At 62.8% G+C, this 17,307-nt stretch carries 12 protein-coding genes and 1 tRNA gene; 6 read left to right on the plus strand and 7 right to left on the minus strand.

What is annotated here, in order from left to right:
• Positions 1-7: 7 nt before the first annotated feature.
• Complete coding sequence (gene desA, locus N436_RS21835; RefSeq protein WP_019096488.1) at positions 8-1,192, plus strand: delta-9 fatty acid desaturase DesA; 1,185 nt, start codon at positions 8-10, stop codon at positions 1,190-1,192.
• A 140-nt stretch (positions 1,193-1,332) separates the two neighbouring features.
• Entirely contained in the window at positions 1,333-2,319 is a 987-nt protein-coding gene (locus tag N436_RS21840; protein ID WP_105947414.1) for a sensor domain-containing diguanylate cyclase, read from the plus strand.
• A gap of 163 nt (positions 2,320-2,482) precedes the next feature.
• On the opposite strand, the gene N436_RS21845 is transcribed toward N436_RS21840, so the two are convergent.
• From N436_RS21845 to N436_RS21865, 5 genes are all read right to left on the minus strand, one after another.
• Positions 2,483-3,742 (minus strand): response regulator, encoded by a 1,260-nt coding sequence (locus tag N436_RS21845; RefSeq protein WP_105947415.1) that lies wholly within the window; start codon positions 3,740-3,742, stop codon positions 2,483-2,485.
• A gap of 138 nt (positions 3,743-3,880) precedes the next feature.
• Entirely contained in the window at positions 3,881-5,158 is a 1,278-nt protein-coding gene (gene gabT, locus N436_RS21850; RefSeq protein WP_105947416.1) for a 4-aminobutyrate--2-oxoglutarate transaminase, read from the minus strand.
• 182 nt (positions 5,159-5,340) lie between these two features.
• Complete coding sequence (gene gabD, locus N436_RS21855; protein ID WP_015268576.1) at positions 5,341-6,783, minus strand: NADP-dependent succinate-semialdehyde dehydrogenase; 1,443 nt, start codon at positions 6,781-6,783, stop codon at positions 5,341-5,343.
• Positions 6,784-7,122: 339 nt separating this feature from the next.
• Positions 7,123-8,799: an aryl-sulfate sulfotransferase gene (locus N436_RS21860; RefSeq protein ID WP_105947417.1), complete on the minus strand. Its 1,677-nt coding sequence runs from the start codon at positions 8,797-8,799 to the stop codon at positions 7,123-7,125.
• 17 nt (positions 8,800-8,816) lie between these two features.
• Positions 8,817-11,153 carry a TonB-dependent receptor gene (locus N436_RS21865; RefSeq protein WP_110741928.1) on the minus strand — a complete coding sequence of 779 codons (2,337 nt, stop codon included), beginning with the start codon at positions 11,151-11,153 and terminating at the stop codon, positions 8,817-8,819.
• 192 nt (positions 11,154-11,345) lie between these two features.
• Between N436_RS21865 and N436_RS21870 the strand changes: the two genes are divergently transcribed.
• The gene (locus N436_RS21870) at positions 11,346-12,260 is read left to right on the plus strand and encodes a LysR family transcriptional regulator (protein ID WP_105947419.1); all 915 of its coding nucleotides are present in this window, start codon (positions 11,346-11,348) and stop codon (positions 12,258-12,260) included.
• Between the two features lie 123 nt (positions 12,261-12,383).
• Here the strand turns inward: N436_RS21870 and N436_RS21875 are convergent, their stop codons facing one another.
• Together N436_RS21875 and N436_RS21880 are read right to left on the minus strand one after the other, a co-directional pair.
• Complete coding sequence (locus tag N436_RS21875; protein WP_110741929.1) at positions 12,384-13,289, minus strand: TauD/TfdA family dioxygenase; 906 nt, start codon at positions 13,287-13,289, stop codon at positions 12,384-12,386.
• Between the two features lie 38 nt (positions 13,290-13,327).
• Positions 13,328-14,365 carry an ABC transporter substrate-binding protein gene (locus N436_RS21880; protein WP_110741930.1) on the minus strand — a complete coding sequence of 346 codons (1,038 nt, stop codon included), beginning with the start codon at positions 14,363-14,365 and terminating at the stop codon, positions 13,328-13,330.
• A 297-nt stretch (positions 14,366-14,662) separates the two neighbouring features.
• Here N436_RS21880 and N436_RS21885 point away from each other — a divergent pair, with 297 nt between their 5' ends.
• From N436_RS21885 to N436_RS21895, 3 genes are all read left to right on the plus strand, one after another.
• Positions 14,663-16,252 (plus strand): ABC transporter permease, encoded by a 1,590-nt coding sequence (locus N436_RS21885; protein WP_256589713.1) that lies wholly within the window; start codon positions 14,663-14,665, stop codon positions 16,250-16,252.
• Positions 16,249-17,109 carry an ABC transporter ATP-binding protein gene (locus N436_RS21890; RefSeq protein ID WP_105947423.1) on the plus strand — a complete coding sequence of 287 codons (861 nt, stop codon included), beginning with the start codon at positions 16,249-16,251 and terminating at the stop codon, positions 17,107-17,109. Before N436_RS21885 ends, N436_RS21890 begins: the two co-directional genes overlap by 4 nt.
• Positions 17,110-17,209: 100 nt before the next feature.
• Positions 17,210-17,286 (plus strand) — tRNA-Arg (locus N436_RS21895).
• Positions 17,287-17,307 lie beyond the last annotated feature (21 nt).

Consider the following 17,307-nt stretch of genomic DNA (forward strand, 5'->3'; position numbering starts at 1 on the left):
TACACCTATGTGGTACAACGGCCTGCTCGACTTGTCGGCCTGGCAACTGGTCGGCATCACTCTGTTGATGACCCATGTGACCATCGTCAGCGTCACGGTCTACCTGCATCGCTACTCCGCGCACCGGGCTCTGGAGCTCAACGGCGCGCTCAAGCACTTCTTCCGCTTCTGGCTGTGGCTGACCACGGCGCAGAACACACGCGAGTGGACCGCTGTCCACCGCAAACACCACGCCAAATGCGAAACCCCCGACGACCCGCACAGCCCTGTTCACAAAGGCCTGAGCACGGTATTGCGCAAGGGTGCCGAGCTGTACCGGGAAGAGGCGCGCAACCCCGAAACCCTGCGCATTTATGGCAAGAACTGCCCGGAGGACTGGATCGAGCGCAACCTCTATTCGCGCTACAAGCTGGGCGGTATTGCATTGATGGCCGTCATCGACCTGCTGCTGTTCGGCACCATCGGTATCACCATCTGGGCCGTGCAGATGATGTGGATTCCGTTCTGGGCAGCCGGCGTGGTCAACGGCCTGGGCCACGCACTGGGTTATCGCAACTTCGAATGCCGCGATGCAGCCACCAACCTGGTGCCTTGGGGCATCGTCATTGGAGGTGAAGAACTGCACAACAACCACCACACCTACCCCAACTCGGCCAAGCTGTCGGTCAAACGCTGGGAATTCGACATGGGCTGGGCCTGGATACGCCTGTTCTGCCTGTTGCGCCTGGCCAAGGTGCAGCGTGTGGCGCCGATCGCTCACCGGGTGGCGGGCAAGGCCAGCCTGGACATGGACACCGCCATGGCCATCCTCAACAACCGCTTCCAGATCATGGCGCAGTACCGCAAGCTGGTGATCGGCCCGCTGGTCAAGCAGGAGCTGGCCCGGGTAGACGCCTCGGTAAGTCACCACTTCCGCCGCGCCAAGCGCCTGCTGTCGCGTGAAACCAGCCTGCTGGAAGACCGCCACCACATGCGCATCGAGTCCATGCTTGCGCACAGCCAGGCGTTGAAGACCATTTACGAAAAGCGCCTGGCCCTGCAGCAGATCTGGGCGCGTACCAGCGCCAACGGGCACGACATGCTAGCGGCCATGAAGGACTGGGTACACGAGGCCGAAACCAGCGGCATTCATGCCCTGCGCGACTTCGCAGCGCAGCTGAAAACCTATTCCCTACGCCCCTCCGGCGCCTGACCGCCGTTAGTCGGCATGCCCCCTTTCGGGGCATGCCGTTCGGAACTTCGCCCCCTCGCCACCACTCAAACTCGCACATCGCCCGCGTGGCGGGCAGGATGCTGGCCGCACGCTTTCAAGTCGAGACCTGATTCGTGCACATGGCCAAGAACATCCCCACGATCCTGCCCGGTACCCCGCCTCCTGAAGCCGCCCAGACCCTGCTGGCCTTGCTCCACGCCCAAGGCGAAGTCGCCCGCCTGAGCGAACGCGAGCAACTGTTCAGTTCACTGCTCGACAGCGTCAATGCGGTGCTCTGGGCTTTCGACTGGGAAACCCGCCAGGTGCTGTACGTCAGCCCCGCCTACGAGCGAATCTTCGGCCGCCCGGTCAGCCTGGTGCTGGCCGACTACAACGAATGGCGCGACAGCATCTACCCCGACGACCTGGAGTACGCCGAGCGCAGCCTGGCCCAGGTGCTGCTCAAGGGCTCGGTGGAAGACCGCGAATACCGCATTCTCAATGCCGACGGCCAACTGCGCTGGCTGAGCGACAAGTGCTACATCAACCAGCAGCACGACGGCGACCGGGTGATCATTGTCGGCATCGCCGAAGACATCACCGAAAAGAAGCAGCTTGAAGGCGAGTTGCAACGCCTGGCCACCACTGACGTGCTGACCCAGAGCAGCAACCGCAGGCACTTTTTCGAGTGTGCCCAGCAAGCCTTCGACAACGCCCGCGAAGCCGGTACGCCGCTGGCCTTCCTGTTGCTGGATATCGATGATTTCAAGCGCATCAACGACAGCTACGGCCACCAGGAAGGCGACCAGGTGCTGCAACGCATCGCCGACAGCGGCAAGGCCGTGCTACGCCGTGGCGACTTGTTCGGGCGTATTGGTGGCGAGGAATTTGCGGCGGTGTTCCCGGGTTGCGATGCCCACGCGGCAGAACAGATTGCCGAGCGCTTGCAGCGGGCGATCCAGCGTTTGAGCTTTAGCCATGAAGAGCAGGTGTACGGGGTGACGGTGAGCCAGGGGCTAACTGCGCTGACGGATGAAGATGTGACGCTGGATAGCCTGTATGCCCGGGCTGACGCGGCGATGTACCAGGCAAAGCGGCAGGGCAAGAACCAGATAGTCCGCGGCTGACGCATTACCCGCGACTCAGGCGATGCCGAGAATAAATGGGGCTGCTGCGCAGCCCATCGCCGGCAAGCCAGGCTCCCACAGGTACGGTGCACCCCTCAGGCATTGCGCTGTACCTGTGGGAGCCTGGCTTGCCGGCGATGGGCCGCAAAGCGGCCCCAAAATCTCAGTTGGACACTTCAGTCTCAGCCACAGGCGGCTCTTGCTGCGGCTTCAACTCCGGGTTTTCCACCTTGCGCAGCCGGTTCAGCTCTGGCAACCCAAGCTTGAGTAACCGCGCCGTCTTGCCACTGGCCACCTTCTCCATTCCCTGTTCGGCCGGCAGCCGCGACAACTGCCCAGCCAGGTTCATGGCCAGAATCTCCCGCGAATACACGCCACCGCCAAGCTGGTAAATGGCCGCGATCAACTCCCGCAGCGCCAACGGCAAGCGCCAGCGGGTACGCAGCGCCGAGCCGAACGCAGCACCAAATTCGTCAAGCGACAGCTGCACCTTGCCCTCGTCCAGCTCGCCGCCGGCCAGGCGCCACTCCTGCAGGCAACGCAACACCGCCAGGTCACCCAGGCAATGCAGCAAACCCGCGCAATAACAACGCCCTTCGTCCAGTTCGAGCATGCGCGCCAAGGTACGGCCATATTCGGCAGTGTGCAGCGACAGGTCCCAGTAACGGGCGGCATGTTCCGCCAGCAACGGGTCGCTGAGGCGTGCGCTGCGCTTGAGGGTCATGCCCAGGATCAGGTTCATGCTCTGGGTACTGCCAAGCTTGTTCAAGGCCTGCAGCAACGTTTGTACCGGGGCGTCACGGTGCAGCGCGGCGCTGTTGGCGGCGGCAATCAACACAGCGGTAACCTGAGGGTCGTTACGCACTTCCTCTTCGAGCACCTTCAGGTTCAGGCCCTGAGGGTTGAGCGCGCGCTTGATCGCTACCTGCACATCCGCCAGCAACGGCCCACCATCGGCAGTAGCGCGGCGTTGCTCAAGGTAGGCCGGCAGGCTGGCACCGGGCTGCAAGGCAGGGACCGGGCAGGCGATTTCCTCGCCAACCGCCACCAGCAGCTCTTCCAGGCGCTTGCGCAGGTTGTCCAGGTTCAGCGGCTTGCTCAGGTAGGCGGTAGGGTGCAGCGGCAATGTTTCGCGCACGCTGGCGCTGTCGCTGCGGTTGCTCATGAGGATGAACGGCAACTCCGGCCCTTTGGCGCGGACCTTGCGCAACAGGTCCAGGCCGTCGACACCGGCCAGCTCGCGGGCGGCGATGATCAGGTCAGGTTTGTTGGCCAACAGGTTGAGTGCCTGCGAACCGTCGGCGCATACATGCAACCGGGCATCACAGCGTACGCTGAGCAGCATTTCGCTGAGCATGTCACGTACCCAAGGATCGCCCTCGACAATCAGTACGTTTGGTGCGGTGGGGTTTGCAGCGCTCATCGCCAACAGCTCCTGATTAGCCTGACACACAGTCCGTCGCAGCTTCCAAAGCAAATCCTCCGCTAACGATAGCGCCCCATGGCTTTTCTGGGCACAAAAAAAACCCGCCGAGGCGGGTTTTTTCTGAAGCGTGTCACATCAAGCGAGTTCAGCGAAGCACTCTTCGATGATGGCCAGGCCTTTGTCCAGCAGGGCGTCTTCGGCAGTCAGCGGTACCAGGATACGCAGGACGTTGCCGTAGGTGCCGCAGGACAGCAGGATCAGACCCTTGTCGCGTGCCTTGGCAACAACCTGGCCAACAGCAGCAGCGTTCGGGGTGTGAGTGCCTTTCTCGAAGACTTCGACAGCAATCATCGAGCCCAGACCACGGACGTCGCCGATGATCGGGAACTTCTTCTGGATTTCGCGCAGGCCAGTGGTCAGGCGCTCACCCACAGCCTTGCTGCGGTCCAGCAGTTTCTCTTCTTCGAACACTTCGATCACGGCCAAGGCCGCGGCGCAAGCGATCGGCGAACCGGCGTAGGTGCCGCCCAGGCCGCCTGGCGCGATGGCATCCATGTACTCGGCCTTGCCGCACACACCGGCCAGCGGGAAGCCGCCAGCGATGGACTTGGCGAAGGTGGTCAGGTCAGGCGCAACGCCCATCTGTTCCATGGCGAAGAAGGTACCGGTACGGCCAGCGCCGGTCTGTACTTCGTCGGCGATCAGCAGGATACCGTGCTTGTCGCACAGCTCGCGCAGGCGCTTCATCAGCTCTTTCGGCGCTGGCAGGAAGCCGCCTTCGCCTTGTACTGGCTCGAGGATGATCGCGGCGATGTCGCGTGGCTCGGCGTCGTTCTTGAAGATGCGCTCGACCGAGGCGATGGCGTCGTCAACGCTGATACCGTGCAGTTCGCTCGGGAACAGGGCGCGGAAGATGCCGCCTGGCATCAGGCCCATGCCAGCGGAGTACGGCACGACCTTGCCGGTCAGGCCCAGGGTCATCATGGTACGGCCGTGGTAGCCGCCGGTGAAGGCGATGACGCCAGCGCGGCCAGTGGCGGCACGGGCGATTTTTACGGCGTTTTCAACGGCTTCGGAGCCGGTGGTGACCAGCAGGGTCTTCTTGTCGAAGTCGCCTGGTACCAGCTTGTTGATCTTTTCGCACAGTTCTACGTAGGGTTCGTAGGCCAGCACCTGGAAGCAGGTGTGGCTGACTTTGGTCAGCTGATCTTGCACGGCTGCAACCACTTTCGGGTGCAGGTGGCCGGTGTTCAGTACTGCGATGCCGCCGGCGAAGTCGATCAGTTCGCGGCCTTCAACGTCGATCACGGTCGAGTTCTTCGCGGTGTCGACGAAGATCGGGTGGATTTGGCCGACGCCACGTGGGACGGCAGCTACACGACGTTGCATCAAGGATTCGTTGGTCTTGCTCATAATGCCCTCATTGCGCCGACAGGAATGGCGCTTTTATTCGGGGGTGGCTGGGAGTGCTCGCGAACAGTATTCGTTGATCGACTGCCGCAAACGCCCTGGCCACCAGGTACTGCGATGTAAAAAAGGCCAGCGAGACGTCGCTCTCGCGCCCCGCTGGCAGAGGTAAAGCCTTTACCGTGCTATCAGACGCTGATGCACAGGTATTTGATTTCGAGGTAGTCCTCGATACCGTACTTGGAACCTTCGCGGCCCAGGCCCGAAGCCTTGATGCCACCGAACGGTGCCACTTCGTTGGAGATCAGGCCGGTGTTGATACCTACCATGCCGTATTCCAGGGCTTCGGCAACACGGAATACACGGCTCATGTCGCGGGCGTAGAAGTACGAAGCCAGGCCGAACTCGGTGTCGTTGGACATGGCGATGACTTCGGCTTCGTCTTTGAAGCGGAACAGCGGCGCCAGTGGGCCGAAGGTCTCTTCCTTGGCGACGGCAGCGGTCTTCGGTACGTCAACCAGGATGGTCGGCTCGAAGAAGTTGCCTTCGATGATCTTGCCACCGGACAGCACCTTGGCGCCTTTGCCAACGGCGTCTTCGATGTGTTCCTGAACCTTGGCGACAGCTTTACCGTCGATCAGCGGGCCAGTGGTGGTGCCTTCTTCCAGGCCGTTACCGATCTTCAGCTTGGCAACAGCGGCGGCCAGCTTCTGGGCAAACGCGTCGTAGACGCCGTCCTGCACGTAGATACGGTTGGCACAGACGCAGGTCTGGCCGTTGTTACGGTACTTGGAGATGATCGCGCCCTCGACCGCCTTGTCCAGATCGGCGTCGTCGAACACGATGAACGGGGCGTTGCCACCCAGCTCCAGGGAAACCTTCTTGATGTCCTTGGCGCATTCTTCCATCAGCTGGCGACCGATTTCGGTCGAGCCGGTGAAGGACAGCTTGCGTACCAGGGAGTTGCCAGTCAGCTCGCCGCCAACTTCGCCAGCGCTGCCGGTCACGACGCTCAGCACGCCAGCCGGGATACCGGCACGGTGGGCCAGCTCGACCAGGGCCAGGGCGGAGTATGGGGTTTGCGAAGCAGGCTTGAGCACCATGGTGCAGCCAGCGGCCAGGGCCGGGCCGGCTTTACGGGTGATCATGGCGGCCGGGAAGTTCCACGGGGTGATGGCCGCGGTAACGCCGATTGGCTGCTTGATGACGATCAGACGCTTGTCTGGCTGGTGGCCAGGGATGGTGTCACCGTAGACGCGCTTGGCTTCTTCGGCGAACCACTCGATGAACGAGGCAGCGTAGGCGATTTCGCCCTTGGCTTCGGCCAGTGGCTTGCCTTGCTCGGTGGTCATCAGGCGAGCCAGGTCGTCCTGGTTCTCGATCATCAGTTCGAACCAGCGACGCAGCTTGGCCGAACGCTCCTTGGCGGTCAGGGCACGCCAGGCCGGCAGGGCCTTGTCGGCGGCTTCGATGGCGCGGCGGGTTTCCGCGGTGCCCATCTTCGGCACGGTACCGATGACTTCACCGGTGGCCGGGTTGGTCACCTTGATGGTCTGGCCGTTGTCCGCATCCAGCCACTCACCATTGATATAGGCTTGCTGGCGGAACAACTGAGCGTCTTTGAGCTGCATGTCGGCTTCCCGAATTGTTGATTGTTGAAAAGCGCCCAAGGCAGGGCATCGAGCGTTTGAAATCTCAAACGAATGCTAAGCGGCTGCTGGGGTGTTGGACAATAGGCTGTTCGAAAAAAAGAACGAATGGTTGAACAGCCGGGCGGAAATTTCACAATTTTGTGCTGTGGCAACTGGCCCTATCGCCGGCAAGCCAGCTCCCACAGGGACTGCACAGGTGCTGAATTTTGTGGGGTCCCTGTGGGAGCTGGCTTGCCGGCGATAGGGCCGGTACAGGTTAGACGAACAAGCTGAAAGAAATGTGAAGGGAGGACCGACGGCCCTCCCGGCAGGGATGTGTCAGAAGGCCTTGGCCAGGTCGATCACCAGTGCCCGGTAGCCGACACTGCCCGGCTGTCGGCTGTGCACCTTCAGCTCCACCAGCACCTCCTGGGTCCCGCGCCGTACCTCGTTGAGCACGGTCGTGGTCAGTTTTTCGGGGGTCAGGAAATTAACCGAGGCCGAGTAAATGAACTGGGTGTCGGTCTCGGGCCGGTAGGCCACCACCGATGTTACCGGGCTGTACCACTCGTCGCCGCGCTCCTTGCCGTACTCCCACACCTGCTCGACGGTGCCCTTGGCTTCGTCGATGCGGTATTCCACCGCCCGGCTGTAGTTGCCGCTCAGTTTGGTCGGTGCAAAGTCGCGGCCCCAGCCGTTGTCGAACACGGTCAGCGTGCCCTTGCCGGTCAGCCAGGCGGTGTGCTGGGTCCACGACCAGTCAAAACCTTCGCGCTCGACCGGATTCAGCACCTTCTCACGCAGATGCTGCGGCCAGCCTTGGGGCGAGGCAAGAATCCATTTCACCTGCTTGTCGCGGCCGATCTTCGCCACGCCCTGGTGCCGTGCTGAAACGATGATGCTGTCGTCATCGGCGTCGTAGTCGATGGCATTGACGTGCGCCCAGTTGCGCCCGGTGCCCACGCCGGGGGTGTCACCAAAGGGCAAATCACCTTCGGCCAGTTCATTTGCCAGCCGCTCGTCTTGCTTCTGCACCCCTTCCGGCAACTGAATGGCGGCCTTGCCCAAGGTTTCCAGCAAGTCGCCTCGATACGGATCGAGGATCTGGTTGAGGTCCCAGAAGTCCAGCACATCCCCGGCCTCGTTAACCTCGATGATGTGGTCGCGGATCGAACGTACGCGCTTACCGTCCGGGCGGCGATAGTCGCTGGTACCCACCCGCAGCAGATAAGTGCCATTGGTAGTCTCGCGAATTTCATGGGAGAAATCGGCGAACTTGTCGGGCAGCGTGCGCTGCCAGATACGCCGCCCCAGCAAGTCGTACTTGGAATAGGTCTGGCCCTGGCCCCAGATCAGCTTGCCGTCGCGGGTCTGCTGGAAGCCCATGGTGCCGCCCAGGCCATCGCGGCGGTTGGAATCGTGGATCTGCTCGATGTCCAGGTACCAGCGCACATCGCCGTTGCTGTCGGCGATCCAGTTGTTGCCCACCTGGTCCCATTCCGCCGCACCGCCCAGTGCGTTCCATTTGAAGGCACGGCCCCCAGGAATATCGCCCTGCAAGTGGTTGAACAGGTAAAGGCGCTTTTCAAAGCCCGGCGCCACCTTGATCGGCTCCACTTCCGGCAACGCAGCGGTCTGCTTCGCCACCACCGGCAGGCGCACGGCCGGGGCGTAGATCTGGTATTGCTGGCGAATACGCTCGCCGTCGAGCTTATAGGTCACTTCCACCTGATTGACGTAGTCCGGGTACAAACCGAACACGGGGATACCGCCGTAGGTCCACAACGAGCGGTCAGACACTTCATAGGCAATGTCCACACCGCGCTCGCCGCGCCCCAATACGCGCACATGCGCGTCACTCAGGCTGCGGCCACCGTCCCGGATGATCGCGGTCAACGGCGCCAGGCGGTACGGGTTGACGACCACGTCCCCCAGCAGCGCTTCGTCGCGCTCCGGCACTTTCGCGGTCAGGCAGGCGCCCTCAGGCAATGCAGGGGTTTCAGTCTTGGCATTCATGGCAAAGCTCCTTGTGCTCAGAAGTCGTAACGGGCAGTTGCGCCGAAGGTGCGCGGGGTGCCGAGTACACCGGCATAGCCACCGTTGGCGGAGTTCCACAGGCTGGTGAAATAGGTTTTGTCGCCGGCGTTTTTCACCCACAGCGACAGGTCGACTACGCCGTCGCCCTGGTCCAGGCGCACTCCGGCGGAAAGGTTGACCAGCGCGTAGCTGGGGATCTGGCCGAAATCGGAATCGTCGATGGTGCCCACCGCCTTCGAGCGGAAGGCGTAGCTGGCAGTGACGTAGGGTTCTACGTGCTCGGTGGCCTGCCATTTGTATTGGGTGTTGAGGTTGGCGATGTACTTGGAGGCACCGACCACCTGGTGGCCGGACAAGTCGCAGGTGGCGGTGGCATTAGCCAGGCTCACCTCAGGTGGGCACGGGGCATCCTTGTACTCGGTGTAGCGCACATCGTTCCACGACCCGTTGAAGTTGACGGTAAGGCCGCGGATCGGCAGCGCCGTGGCCTCGAACTCCAGGCCTCGCGAGCGTACGCGGCCGGCGTTGGCCAGGTATTGCACGCGGTTGATCTGGTCGTAGACGTTGGCCTGGTAGCCATGTACTTCGGCCCAGAACAGGTTGCTGTTGAGTTGCAGGCGGCCGTCTAACAGGGTGCTTTTCAAGCCCAGCTCGGCATTATTGACCCGCTCGGTACCGACCAGCAGCGAGTCGGTGCCCAGCCGTGGCGCAGCGCCGACAGTGAGGTTGACGCCGCCAGACTTCTCGCCGTGAGTCAGGGTGGCGTAGCCCAGCAGCTGCTCGTTGAAGCGGTAGCTCAGGCCCAGCAGGCCGGAGGGGCTGAAGCTGTACTGGTTGAGGTCGCCCGAATCGTAGGCACCTATCCGGGCCTGCCGCGCCGCTGCAGCAGCACCCGTTACAGCCGCACCGCCGCTTGGTGCATCGCGGGTTACCCAGGCGCTCTTCTCCTCATAGGTACCGCGAATGCCGGCAGTGAAATCCAGGCGGTCGGTGACATGCCAGGTGCCCTGGGCGAACAGCGCGTAGCTGTCGGTGTCGATGTGGCCGTTGCCGATGGTGTCGACATTGTTCAAGGCACCGACGGGCGTCAGGTTCCAGACATCCGCCTGCGGTCCGTAATAAGTGAAGGACTTGTTGTCCAGGTCCTGCTTGAAGTAGTACGCCCCCAGCACATAGTCGAAGGCGCCACCGGTGGGCGAAGCCAGGCGGATTTCCTGCGAGTACTGCTTGTCACGCACCGATACCCCGGCGCTGTAGAACACCGGCACGTTCAGGCCATCGTCGTTGCGCGGGGTGAAGTCCCACCAGCGGTAGGCGGTGATCGAAGTCAGGGTGAAGTCGTTGGGCAACGTCCAGTTGGCCTCCACCGAGGTGCCACCCTGGAACACCGTTACCTGCTGGTCGGCGTCGAAATTGACCTTGCGGTCCTTGCCCGACACCAGCGTCGCGCCCGCCTGGGCGGCCAGGCTTTCGTAGCGGTTGACGCCATTGATGGTGGGGCCGGTGCTGTACAGGCTGAGGATGCCATTGTTGGAGTCCTCCTCGTTGTACTCGCCGATCCAGCGCAGGTTGAAGGTGTCGCTGGGCTTGAACAGCAACTGCGTACGAAAGCCCTGGCGCTTGCCGCCGTTGAGGTCGTCGCCGTTGTGGATGTTCTTCACATAGCCATCGTCTTCGGTGCGGTAGGCACTGATACGCCCGGCCAAGGTCTCGCTGATCGGCCCCGAGAAGCTGCCTTGCGTTTGCAGGTAGCCGTCTTCGCCAATCGACTGCTGGATGCTGCCCTCGCGGTGGAAGGTGGGTTTGCGCGTGGTGATGTTGAGCACCCCGGCCGTGGTGTTCTTGCCAAACAGCGTGCCCTGCGGGCCGCGCAGCACCTCCAGTTGCTCCACGTCCAGCAGGTCGAACACCGCCATGCCGGGGCGACCGAGGTAGACGTTATCCAGGTAGATGCCGACGCTGCCCTCCAAACCATCGCTGGCCGGGTTGTTGCCCAGGCCGCGGATCGAGATGCTCGACTGGCGGGCATGCACGTAGGCGACGTTGGTGCTGGGCACCAGCTGTTGCAGATCCTGCACACGGTAGATGCGCTGGGTTTCCAATGTCTCGCTGTCGAGCACGCTGATTGGTGTGGGCACACTTTGCGCGGTTTCTTCGCGGCGGCGGGCATTGACCGTGACGGTGCCAAGCTTGGCTTCCTGTTCCACTGCCGGGGTGGCACTGACCGGCTCTTCGGCGAAGCTGCCAGCGGACGCCGCCAGCAGCACGCCAGCGGCCAAGGGTTGCAAGGTGAAACGCGACGCGCGCGCAGGCCAACGGGAAAGTCCGGACATGCAAATGCTCCTTGAGGCATGGGCCCTGGCGAGCATTTCCGTTGGCGGAACCGAATCGCGGTCAGTTGGGCTTATATTCTTTTAAGTGATATAAATATTTGTAATTCATATTTAGTGGAATAAGCAACTCCCTTTATAAGGGGACTCACCCTTGTCAGCAATTGCATTTGACCGAAGGTTTTAATGTAGAAAATGCATATCGATCTGCGTCAGTTGCGCCACTACATCGCCCTTGTCGAGCACCGCAGTTTCGTGGCCGCTGCGGCTGCCGTGAACCTGTCGCAATCGGCGTTCAGCCGCAGCATCCAGACCCTGGAGCACAACATTGGCTGCCGCCTGGTGGACCGCGCCAGCAAAGAGCTGGCACCCACCCGCCAAGGCCTGTTGGTGCTGGAGCATTCGCGGCGGCTGGTGCATGGGGCGCACAACCTGGTCAACGAAATCCACCAGTTCAACGGCGCCACCACGGGCGTGGTGCGTTTCGGCTCCGGCCCGGCACCGGCCGGAGGGTTGGTGCCACGAGCGGTGGCGCGCTTCGTGGCCGAGTACCCGGCGGCGCGCACGTGCTTTCAGGTGGACAACTGGCAGGCGCTGAACCGCAAGCTGGTTGCCGAAGAGATCGAGTTCTTTGTTGCCGACACCCGCCAGTTCGAGTCCGACCCGGATTACCAGGTGCACAAGCTGGCCCCGCAACGCTGGCATTTCTGCTGCCGCGCCGGGCACCCGCTGACCGAACAGGAGAGCGTGCAGGCGCGTGACCTGTTCGACTACCCGCTGGCCACGACCTTCAGGCCGCCGAATATCCGCAAAATCCTCAGCGACCTGAGCGGGCGGCAGGATTTCCTGCCATCAGTGGAGTGCGAGCATGGCTATGCGTTGCTGAATGTGGTGATGCATTCGGACACCATTGGCATTGCCTGCAATGCCAATTTGCGGCCGTATCAGATGGAGCGGGGACTGGTGGCGCTGAAGCTGGCGGACCTGACAGCGGAGCAGGAGGAGACGTTCTATACCCGCTATGGGGTGGTGAGCCGGGTGGGGTATGGGCTATCGCCATTGGCTCAAGGGCTGGTCAGGCAGCTGATTGCCTGTGATACCGAGTTGTAGCTGGCGGGGGCTTTGCCCCCGTTTCGCGACACAAGGCCGCTCCCACAATGGACCGGCGTACGCCGTGCTTTTGTGGGAGCGGCCTTGTGTCGCGAAAGGGCCGCAAAGCGGCCCCCGGCGATATCAGCCTTTACGCGTAGTTCGGCTCAACTGCCCATCAACCCCCACCGGCACCTCACCCGCCAACGTCACCCGGCGCACCACCCGTGGCTGGGTCCCGTAATCATCCACCGCATAATGCTGCGTCGCCCGGTTATCCCAGATCGCCACATCCCCCGCCTGCCAGCGCCAGCGCACGGTGTTCTCCAGGCGCGTCACATGCCCCTGCAACACCGCAAACAGGTGCTGCGAATCCGCCAGCGAATAACCCTTGATGCGCTTCACGAAATGCCCCAGTTGCAGCGCCCGCTCGCCACTGATCGGGTGCACGCGCACCACCGGGTGCTCGGTCTCGTAAACGGTCGATGTGAATACCTTGCGATAGCGCTCCAGCTTGGCCGGGTCCACATCGGGCTTGATGCTGGCGTAGTCGTATTCGTTGCTGTGCACCGCCCACAGCTTGTCGGCCAGCTCACGCAGCGGCTCGGGCAACTCCTGATAGGCCGCAGCGGTGTTGGCCCACACGGTATCGCCACCCGAAGCCGGCGCCACCACGCTGCGCAGGATCGAGGCCTTGGGGTAGGCGTCGACGAAGGTCACGTCAGTGTGCCAGGAGTTTGCCCGCTGGCCTTCGGCGCCATCGAGTTGCAGCAGGTAGCTGGTGCCGTCCACCACCGGCACGGTGGGGTGGGCGACCGGCTCGCCAAGCAGCTTGGCGAAGGCTTCCTGGCTCTGATCATCCAGGTGGGTCTGGCCACGGAAGAAGATCACCTTGTGCTTCACCAGCGCCGCCTGAATGGCGTCCAGGGTGGCGGCATCGAGGTCGGCAGACAGTTGCACACCGCGGATTTCGGCGCCGATACGGCCGGCAACCGGGTGAATGTCGAGTTCGAGGGTTTGTGGCGCGGTGGCCAGGGCGGCATTGCTCATGGTCGTGGTCCTTGCGGTTGTTGTCGGGTTGTTCGGCTTCAGCGGGCGGCCTGCACGGCCTGTTCCTGTTTCAGCGCGGCATCGAGAAAGCGCGGTTCGATCCAGTCGGCAACCTGGAAGCCACGGCGGATAAGCCGCTCCTTGGCTGCCAGGTCGACGCCCTGCTGCAACTGGCCGACGAATTCGGCGTCCAGGCGTGGGTCGAAGTAGTGGGCGAGGTCTTCCTTGGCCAGGTCATCGCTGAGGATGCTGCGTGGCCAGTTGGCGTTGTTGGCCACCAGGTTGATGTAGGCGTCGCGGTTATGTTCGTCACGCAGCCAGGTACTGGCCTGCTCTTGGGCGTTGACCAGCCGCTGGACCAGTTCGGGGTACTTGCGGATGAAGTCACCCGTGCCCAGCAGCACTGCCTGGGTACTGCCGGCGCCTTCGAGGTCCCGCGAGTTGACCGGCAGCTCGACCAGTCCGCGTTCACGCAGCGACAGCAGGTTGGACAGACCCCAGGTGGCGTCTATCTGCTTGGCCGCCAGCGCAGCGTTGGCGGCGTTGAAGTCCAGGTTGATCACCTTCAGCTCACGCTCGGTCAGCCCTTGGCTGGCCAGGGCGCTGGCGAACGACAGCTGGTTGGCTGTGCCGCGGAACACCGCTACGCGCTTGCCCTTGAGGTCGTGCAGGGTCTTGATGCCAGAGCCAGGCACCACGCCCAGGTAGCTCTTGACCCCACGCACGCCCGCCGTCAGCACGCGGGTATCCAGGCCATTGGCCTTGCCAACGATCGCGGCCAGGTCACCCAGGTAGGCAAAGTCGGCCTGGCCATTGGCCAACGCCTCGTTCACCACGGGGCCGGCCCCCTTGAAGAAGTGCCAGTCGATGCGGATGCCATCCTTGGCGAATTCCTTCTCCAGCAACTGCTGGTCACGCAATACATCGACTACGCCGCCCGCGCTGGGCTTGCTGCCGGCGCTGAGGTCGGGTACGGCGATGCGGATGCTTTCAGGCTTGGCGGGCTCGGCCGCCTGGGCGCTGAGGGTGAAGGCCAGCCCAAGGGCGGTGACGAGGTGGCGCAACGGGGTTTTCATGGCAAGGCTCCTTGGCAGGCTGCCACCGGCGATGGCCGGCGCTTTGGCCAGAAGCTAGGCAGGTCTGGTTAGAACCTACAAAGATCAAAACTTCATTTTTTAGTAACTGAAAAGCATAAATCAGGCGGCATGCGGGCCTGCGCCAGGCTTGCGAAAAGCGCATGGAAAATATGAGGAAAACGCAACGGCGGGGGGCTTCCGTATGCAGGGGACGCATGCTCTTATCTCTTGAAATGTGCTTTTGAGAATTTCTAATTCCATAAGTGAATAACATAACAACGCTTCGAGAGATGGCCGATGAATGGAGTTCTGAGCAGGAATCGGAGGTGGCTTCGAGGGCCGCTGCGCGGCCCGATCGCGACACAAGGCCGCTCCTACAGGGGCCTTGCGTACCTCGTGCCTGCGGTAGTTGCCGTGCTCTGGGTGATAGCCAGCCGGCAGCACTGGATGAGCGAGCAGATTCTGCCGGCGCCAGCGCTGGTGTGGCAGAGCGCGGTGGAGTTTGGCTCCGGCGAGCTTTGGGGGCACCTGTGGATAAGCTTGCAACGGTTGTTCTGGGGGCTGGCGGTAGGTATCGGCAGCGGCTTGCTGCTGGGCGTATGGCTGGGCGCTTCGCAGCGGGCACAGACACTGGTGCTGCCAACCTTCGTGGCACTGGCACAGATTCCTACGCTGGCCTGGATTCCGTTGTTCATGCTGTTCTTCGGCATCGGCGAACTGTTGAAGCTCGTGGTGCTGGTAAAGGCCGTGGTGGTTCCCGTCACCTTGCACACGCTGGTAGGTGTGCGCGATGCCCAGCCCAAACTGCGTGAAGCCGCATTGGCCCTGCGCCTGCCCCGGCACTTGCTGTTCCTGCGCCTGCTGCTGCCGGCTGCCCTGCCCGCGTTTCTCACCGGCGTGCGTCTGGCCCTTGCCACCGGTTGGACCTCGCTGCTGGCGGTCGAGTTGCTGGCCTCCAGCGAAGGGATCGGCTACCTGATGGTGTGGGGTCGGCAGCTGTTCATGCTCGACCTTGTGCTGTTGTGCATCCTGGTGATTGGCCTGGTCGGTGCCGTGCTGGAGCGCAGCTTCTCTATCCTGGAAAAGCACGTGCTGTTCTGGCCGCAACCGGCCACCGGCGAACAGCAGCGCGGGCCAGTGCCACGGGGCTGGCAAAGCCTGCTGTTGCCGCTGGCACTGCTGGCAGTGTGGCAAGCCAGCAGCAGCTTTGGCTGGGTTGACCCGAACATTCTCACCTCACCACTTGAGGTACTGCGCACGCTGCTGGTCGGTTTGGCCGATGGGTCGCTGCCGCAGGCCTTGCTGCTGAGCCTGGAACGCACCCTCACCGGCCTGCTGCTGGGGGGTGGCGCCGGCCTGCTGACCGGGTTGCTGCTAGGGCTTTCAAACCACGCAGAACGCCTTTTCGGGCCAAGCCTTTCGGCCTTGCGCCAGGTGGCGCTGTTCGCCTGGGTGCCGCTGCTCACCGCCTGGTTCGGCCTGGGTGAAGGGGCCAAGCACGTTTTCGTAGCCCTGGCCGCGTTCTTCCCGCTGCTGATCGCTACCCAACGCGGTATCGCCAGCCTCTCGCCACAGCTGGGCGAAGCCGCCCGCACGCTGCGCCTGAACCTGTGGCAACGCTTGCGTCTGCTGGTACTGCCCGGTGCGGCCCCGGCGATTTTCGCCGGCCTGCGCCTGTCGCTGATCTACGCCTGGCTGGGCACCATCGGCGCCGAATACTTCATGCCTTCGGACGGCGGCATCGCCAGCCTGATGATCGGCGCCCAGCAACTGTTCCGCATGGACCAGGTAATGGCCGCCATGGTCCTGATCGGCCTGGTCGGCGCCCTGCTCGGCAACCTTGGACAACGCCTCGAATCGCGCGCCACGCGCTGGAGAACCGCATGAACGCCTTCAACACCTCGCACCTGCACGCGGCCAACCAGCCCGACACCACCCCGCCCCTGGTCAGCTTCGAAGGGGTCGGCAAGGTGTTCACCGTGGACGGCCAACCGTTCGAGGCCATCCGCAACTTCAACCTGTCGATCAACGAAGGCGAGTTCATCGCCATTGTCGGCGCATCCGGTTGTGGCAAGTCCACCTTGCTGCGCATGCTGGTTGGGCTGGATACCGACTACAGCGGCAGCATTCGCGTCGACGGCCATACCGTGAAAGGCATTGGTGGTGAGCGCGGCATCGTGTTCCAGGAGCATCGTCTGTTCCCATGGCTGACCGTGGAACAGAACATTGCCCTGGGCCTGGTCAATGAGTCGCTGACGCAAGGTGAACGTGCGCGGCGCGTGCATGAGTTCGTGCAACTGGTGGGGCTGGTGGGCTTCGAATCGGCTTACCCGCACCAGCTGTCCGGCGGCATGGCACAGCGCGTGGCTATCGCCCGTGGCCTGGTCGCCAGCCCTCGGATCCTGCTGCTCGACGAGCCATTCGGCGCGCTGGATGCGCTGACCCGCCAGCAGCTGCAGGACGAGTTGCTGGCCATTCGCGAACGTGCCGGCATCACCACCTTGCTGGTCACTCACGATGCCGAAGAGGCGACGTACCTGGCGGACCGGGTCGTGGTGCTGGAGCCACGCCCAGGCAGGATCAAGTCGGTGGTGGAAATCGACCTGCCGCACCCACGGTTGCGCACCGGCGTTGCGCTGCATGGCCTGCGCGAGAAGGTGCTGCACCAGATTACTGGAACTGGCGGTTACCTGCCGCCAGTACGCCGCGTGGAAGGGCTAAGGCCAGAACTGATCGCGCTCTGATCGGGTTGAACGCCCAGCCGGAGTGACTTGGCAGGTAAAAACAGCTACAGATCAAGGCGATGGACGCCACCGATTCAGATGGGTATCATGCGTGCGCGTTGCACTCGTAGCTCAGCTGGATAGAGTACTGCCCTCCGAAGGCAGGGGTCGTGGGTTCGAATCCCGCCGAGTGCGCCATATCAAAAAAGCCCTGGGCCT

Origin of the sequence: Pseudomonas sp. RV120224-01b (genome assembly GCF_003208145.1) — a bacterium.
In the GTDB taxonomy this organism is placed as follows: domain Bacteria; phylum Pseudomonadota; class Gammaproteobacteria; order Pseudomonadales; family Pseudomonadaceae; genus Aquipseudomonas; species Aquipseudomonas monteilii.

Coding starts and splice junctions, on each gene's coding strand:
- desA (WP_019096488.1), top strand. CDS start 8: ATGTGGTACAACGGCCTGCTCGACTTGTCGGCCTGGCAACTGGTCGGC.
- N436_RS21840 (WP_105947414.1), top strand. CDS start 1,333: ATGGCCAAGAACATCCCCACGATCCTGCCCGGTACCCCGCCTCCTGAA.
- N436_RS21845 (WP_105947415.1), bottom strand. CDS start 3,742: ATGAGCGCTGCAAACCCCACCGCACCAAACGTACTGATTGTCGAGGGC.
- gabT (WP_105947416.1), bottom strand. CDS start 5,158: ATGAGCAAGACCAACGAATCCTTGATGCAACGTCGTGTAGCTGCCGTC.
- gabD (WP_015268576.1), bottom strand. CDS start 6,783: ATGCAGCTCAAAGACGCTCAGTTGTTCCGCCAGCAAGCCTATATCAAT.
- N436_RS21860 (WP_105947417.1), bottom strand. CDS start 8,799: ATGAATGCCAAGACTGAAACCCCTGCATTGCCTGAGGGCGCCTGCCTG.
- N436_RS21865 (WP_110741928.1), bottom strand. CDS start 11,153: ATGTCCGGACTTTCCCGTTGGCCTGCGCGCGCGTCGCGTTTCACCTTG.
- N436_RS21870 (WP_105947419.1), top strand. CDS start 11,346: ATGCATATCGATCTGCGTCAGTTGCGCCACTACATCGCCCTTGTCGAG.
- N436_RS21875 (WP_110741929.1), bottom strand. CDS start 13,289: ATGAGCAATGCCGCCCTGGCCACCGCGCCACAAACCCTCGAACTCGAC.
- N436_RS21880 (WP_110741930.1), bottom strand. CDS start 14,365: ATGAAAACCCCGTTGCGCCACCTCGTCACCGCCCTTGGGCTGGCCTTC.
- N436_RS21885 (WP_256589713.1), top strand. CDS start 14,663: ATGAATGGAGTTCTGAGCAGGAATCGGAGGTGGCTTCGAGGGCCGCTG.
- N436_RS21890 (WP_105947423.1), top strand. CDS start 16,249: ATGAACGCCTTCAACACCTCGCACCTGCACGCGGCCAACCAGCCCGAC.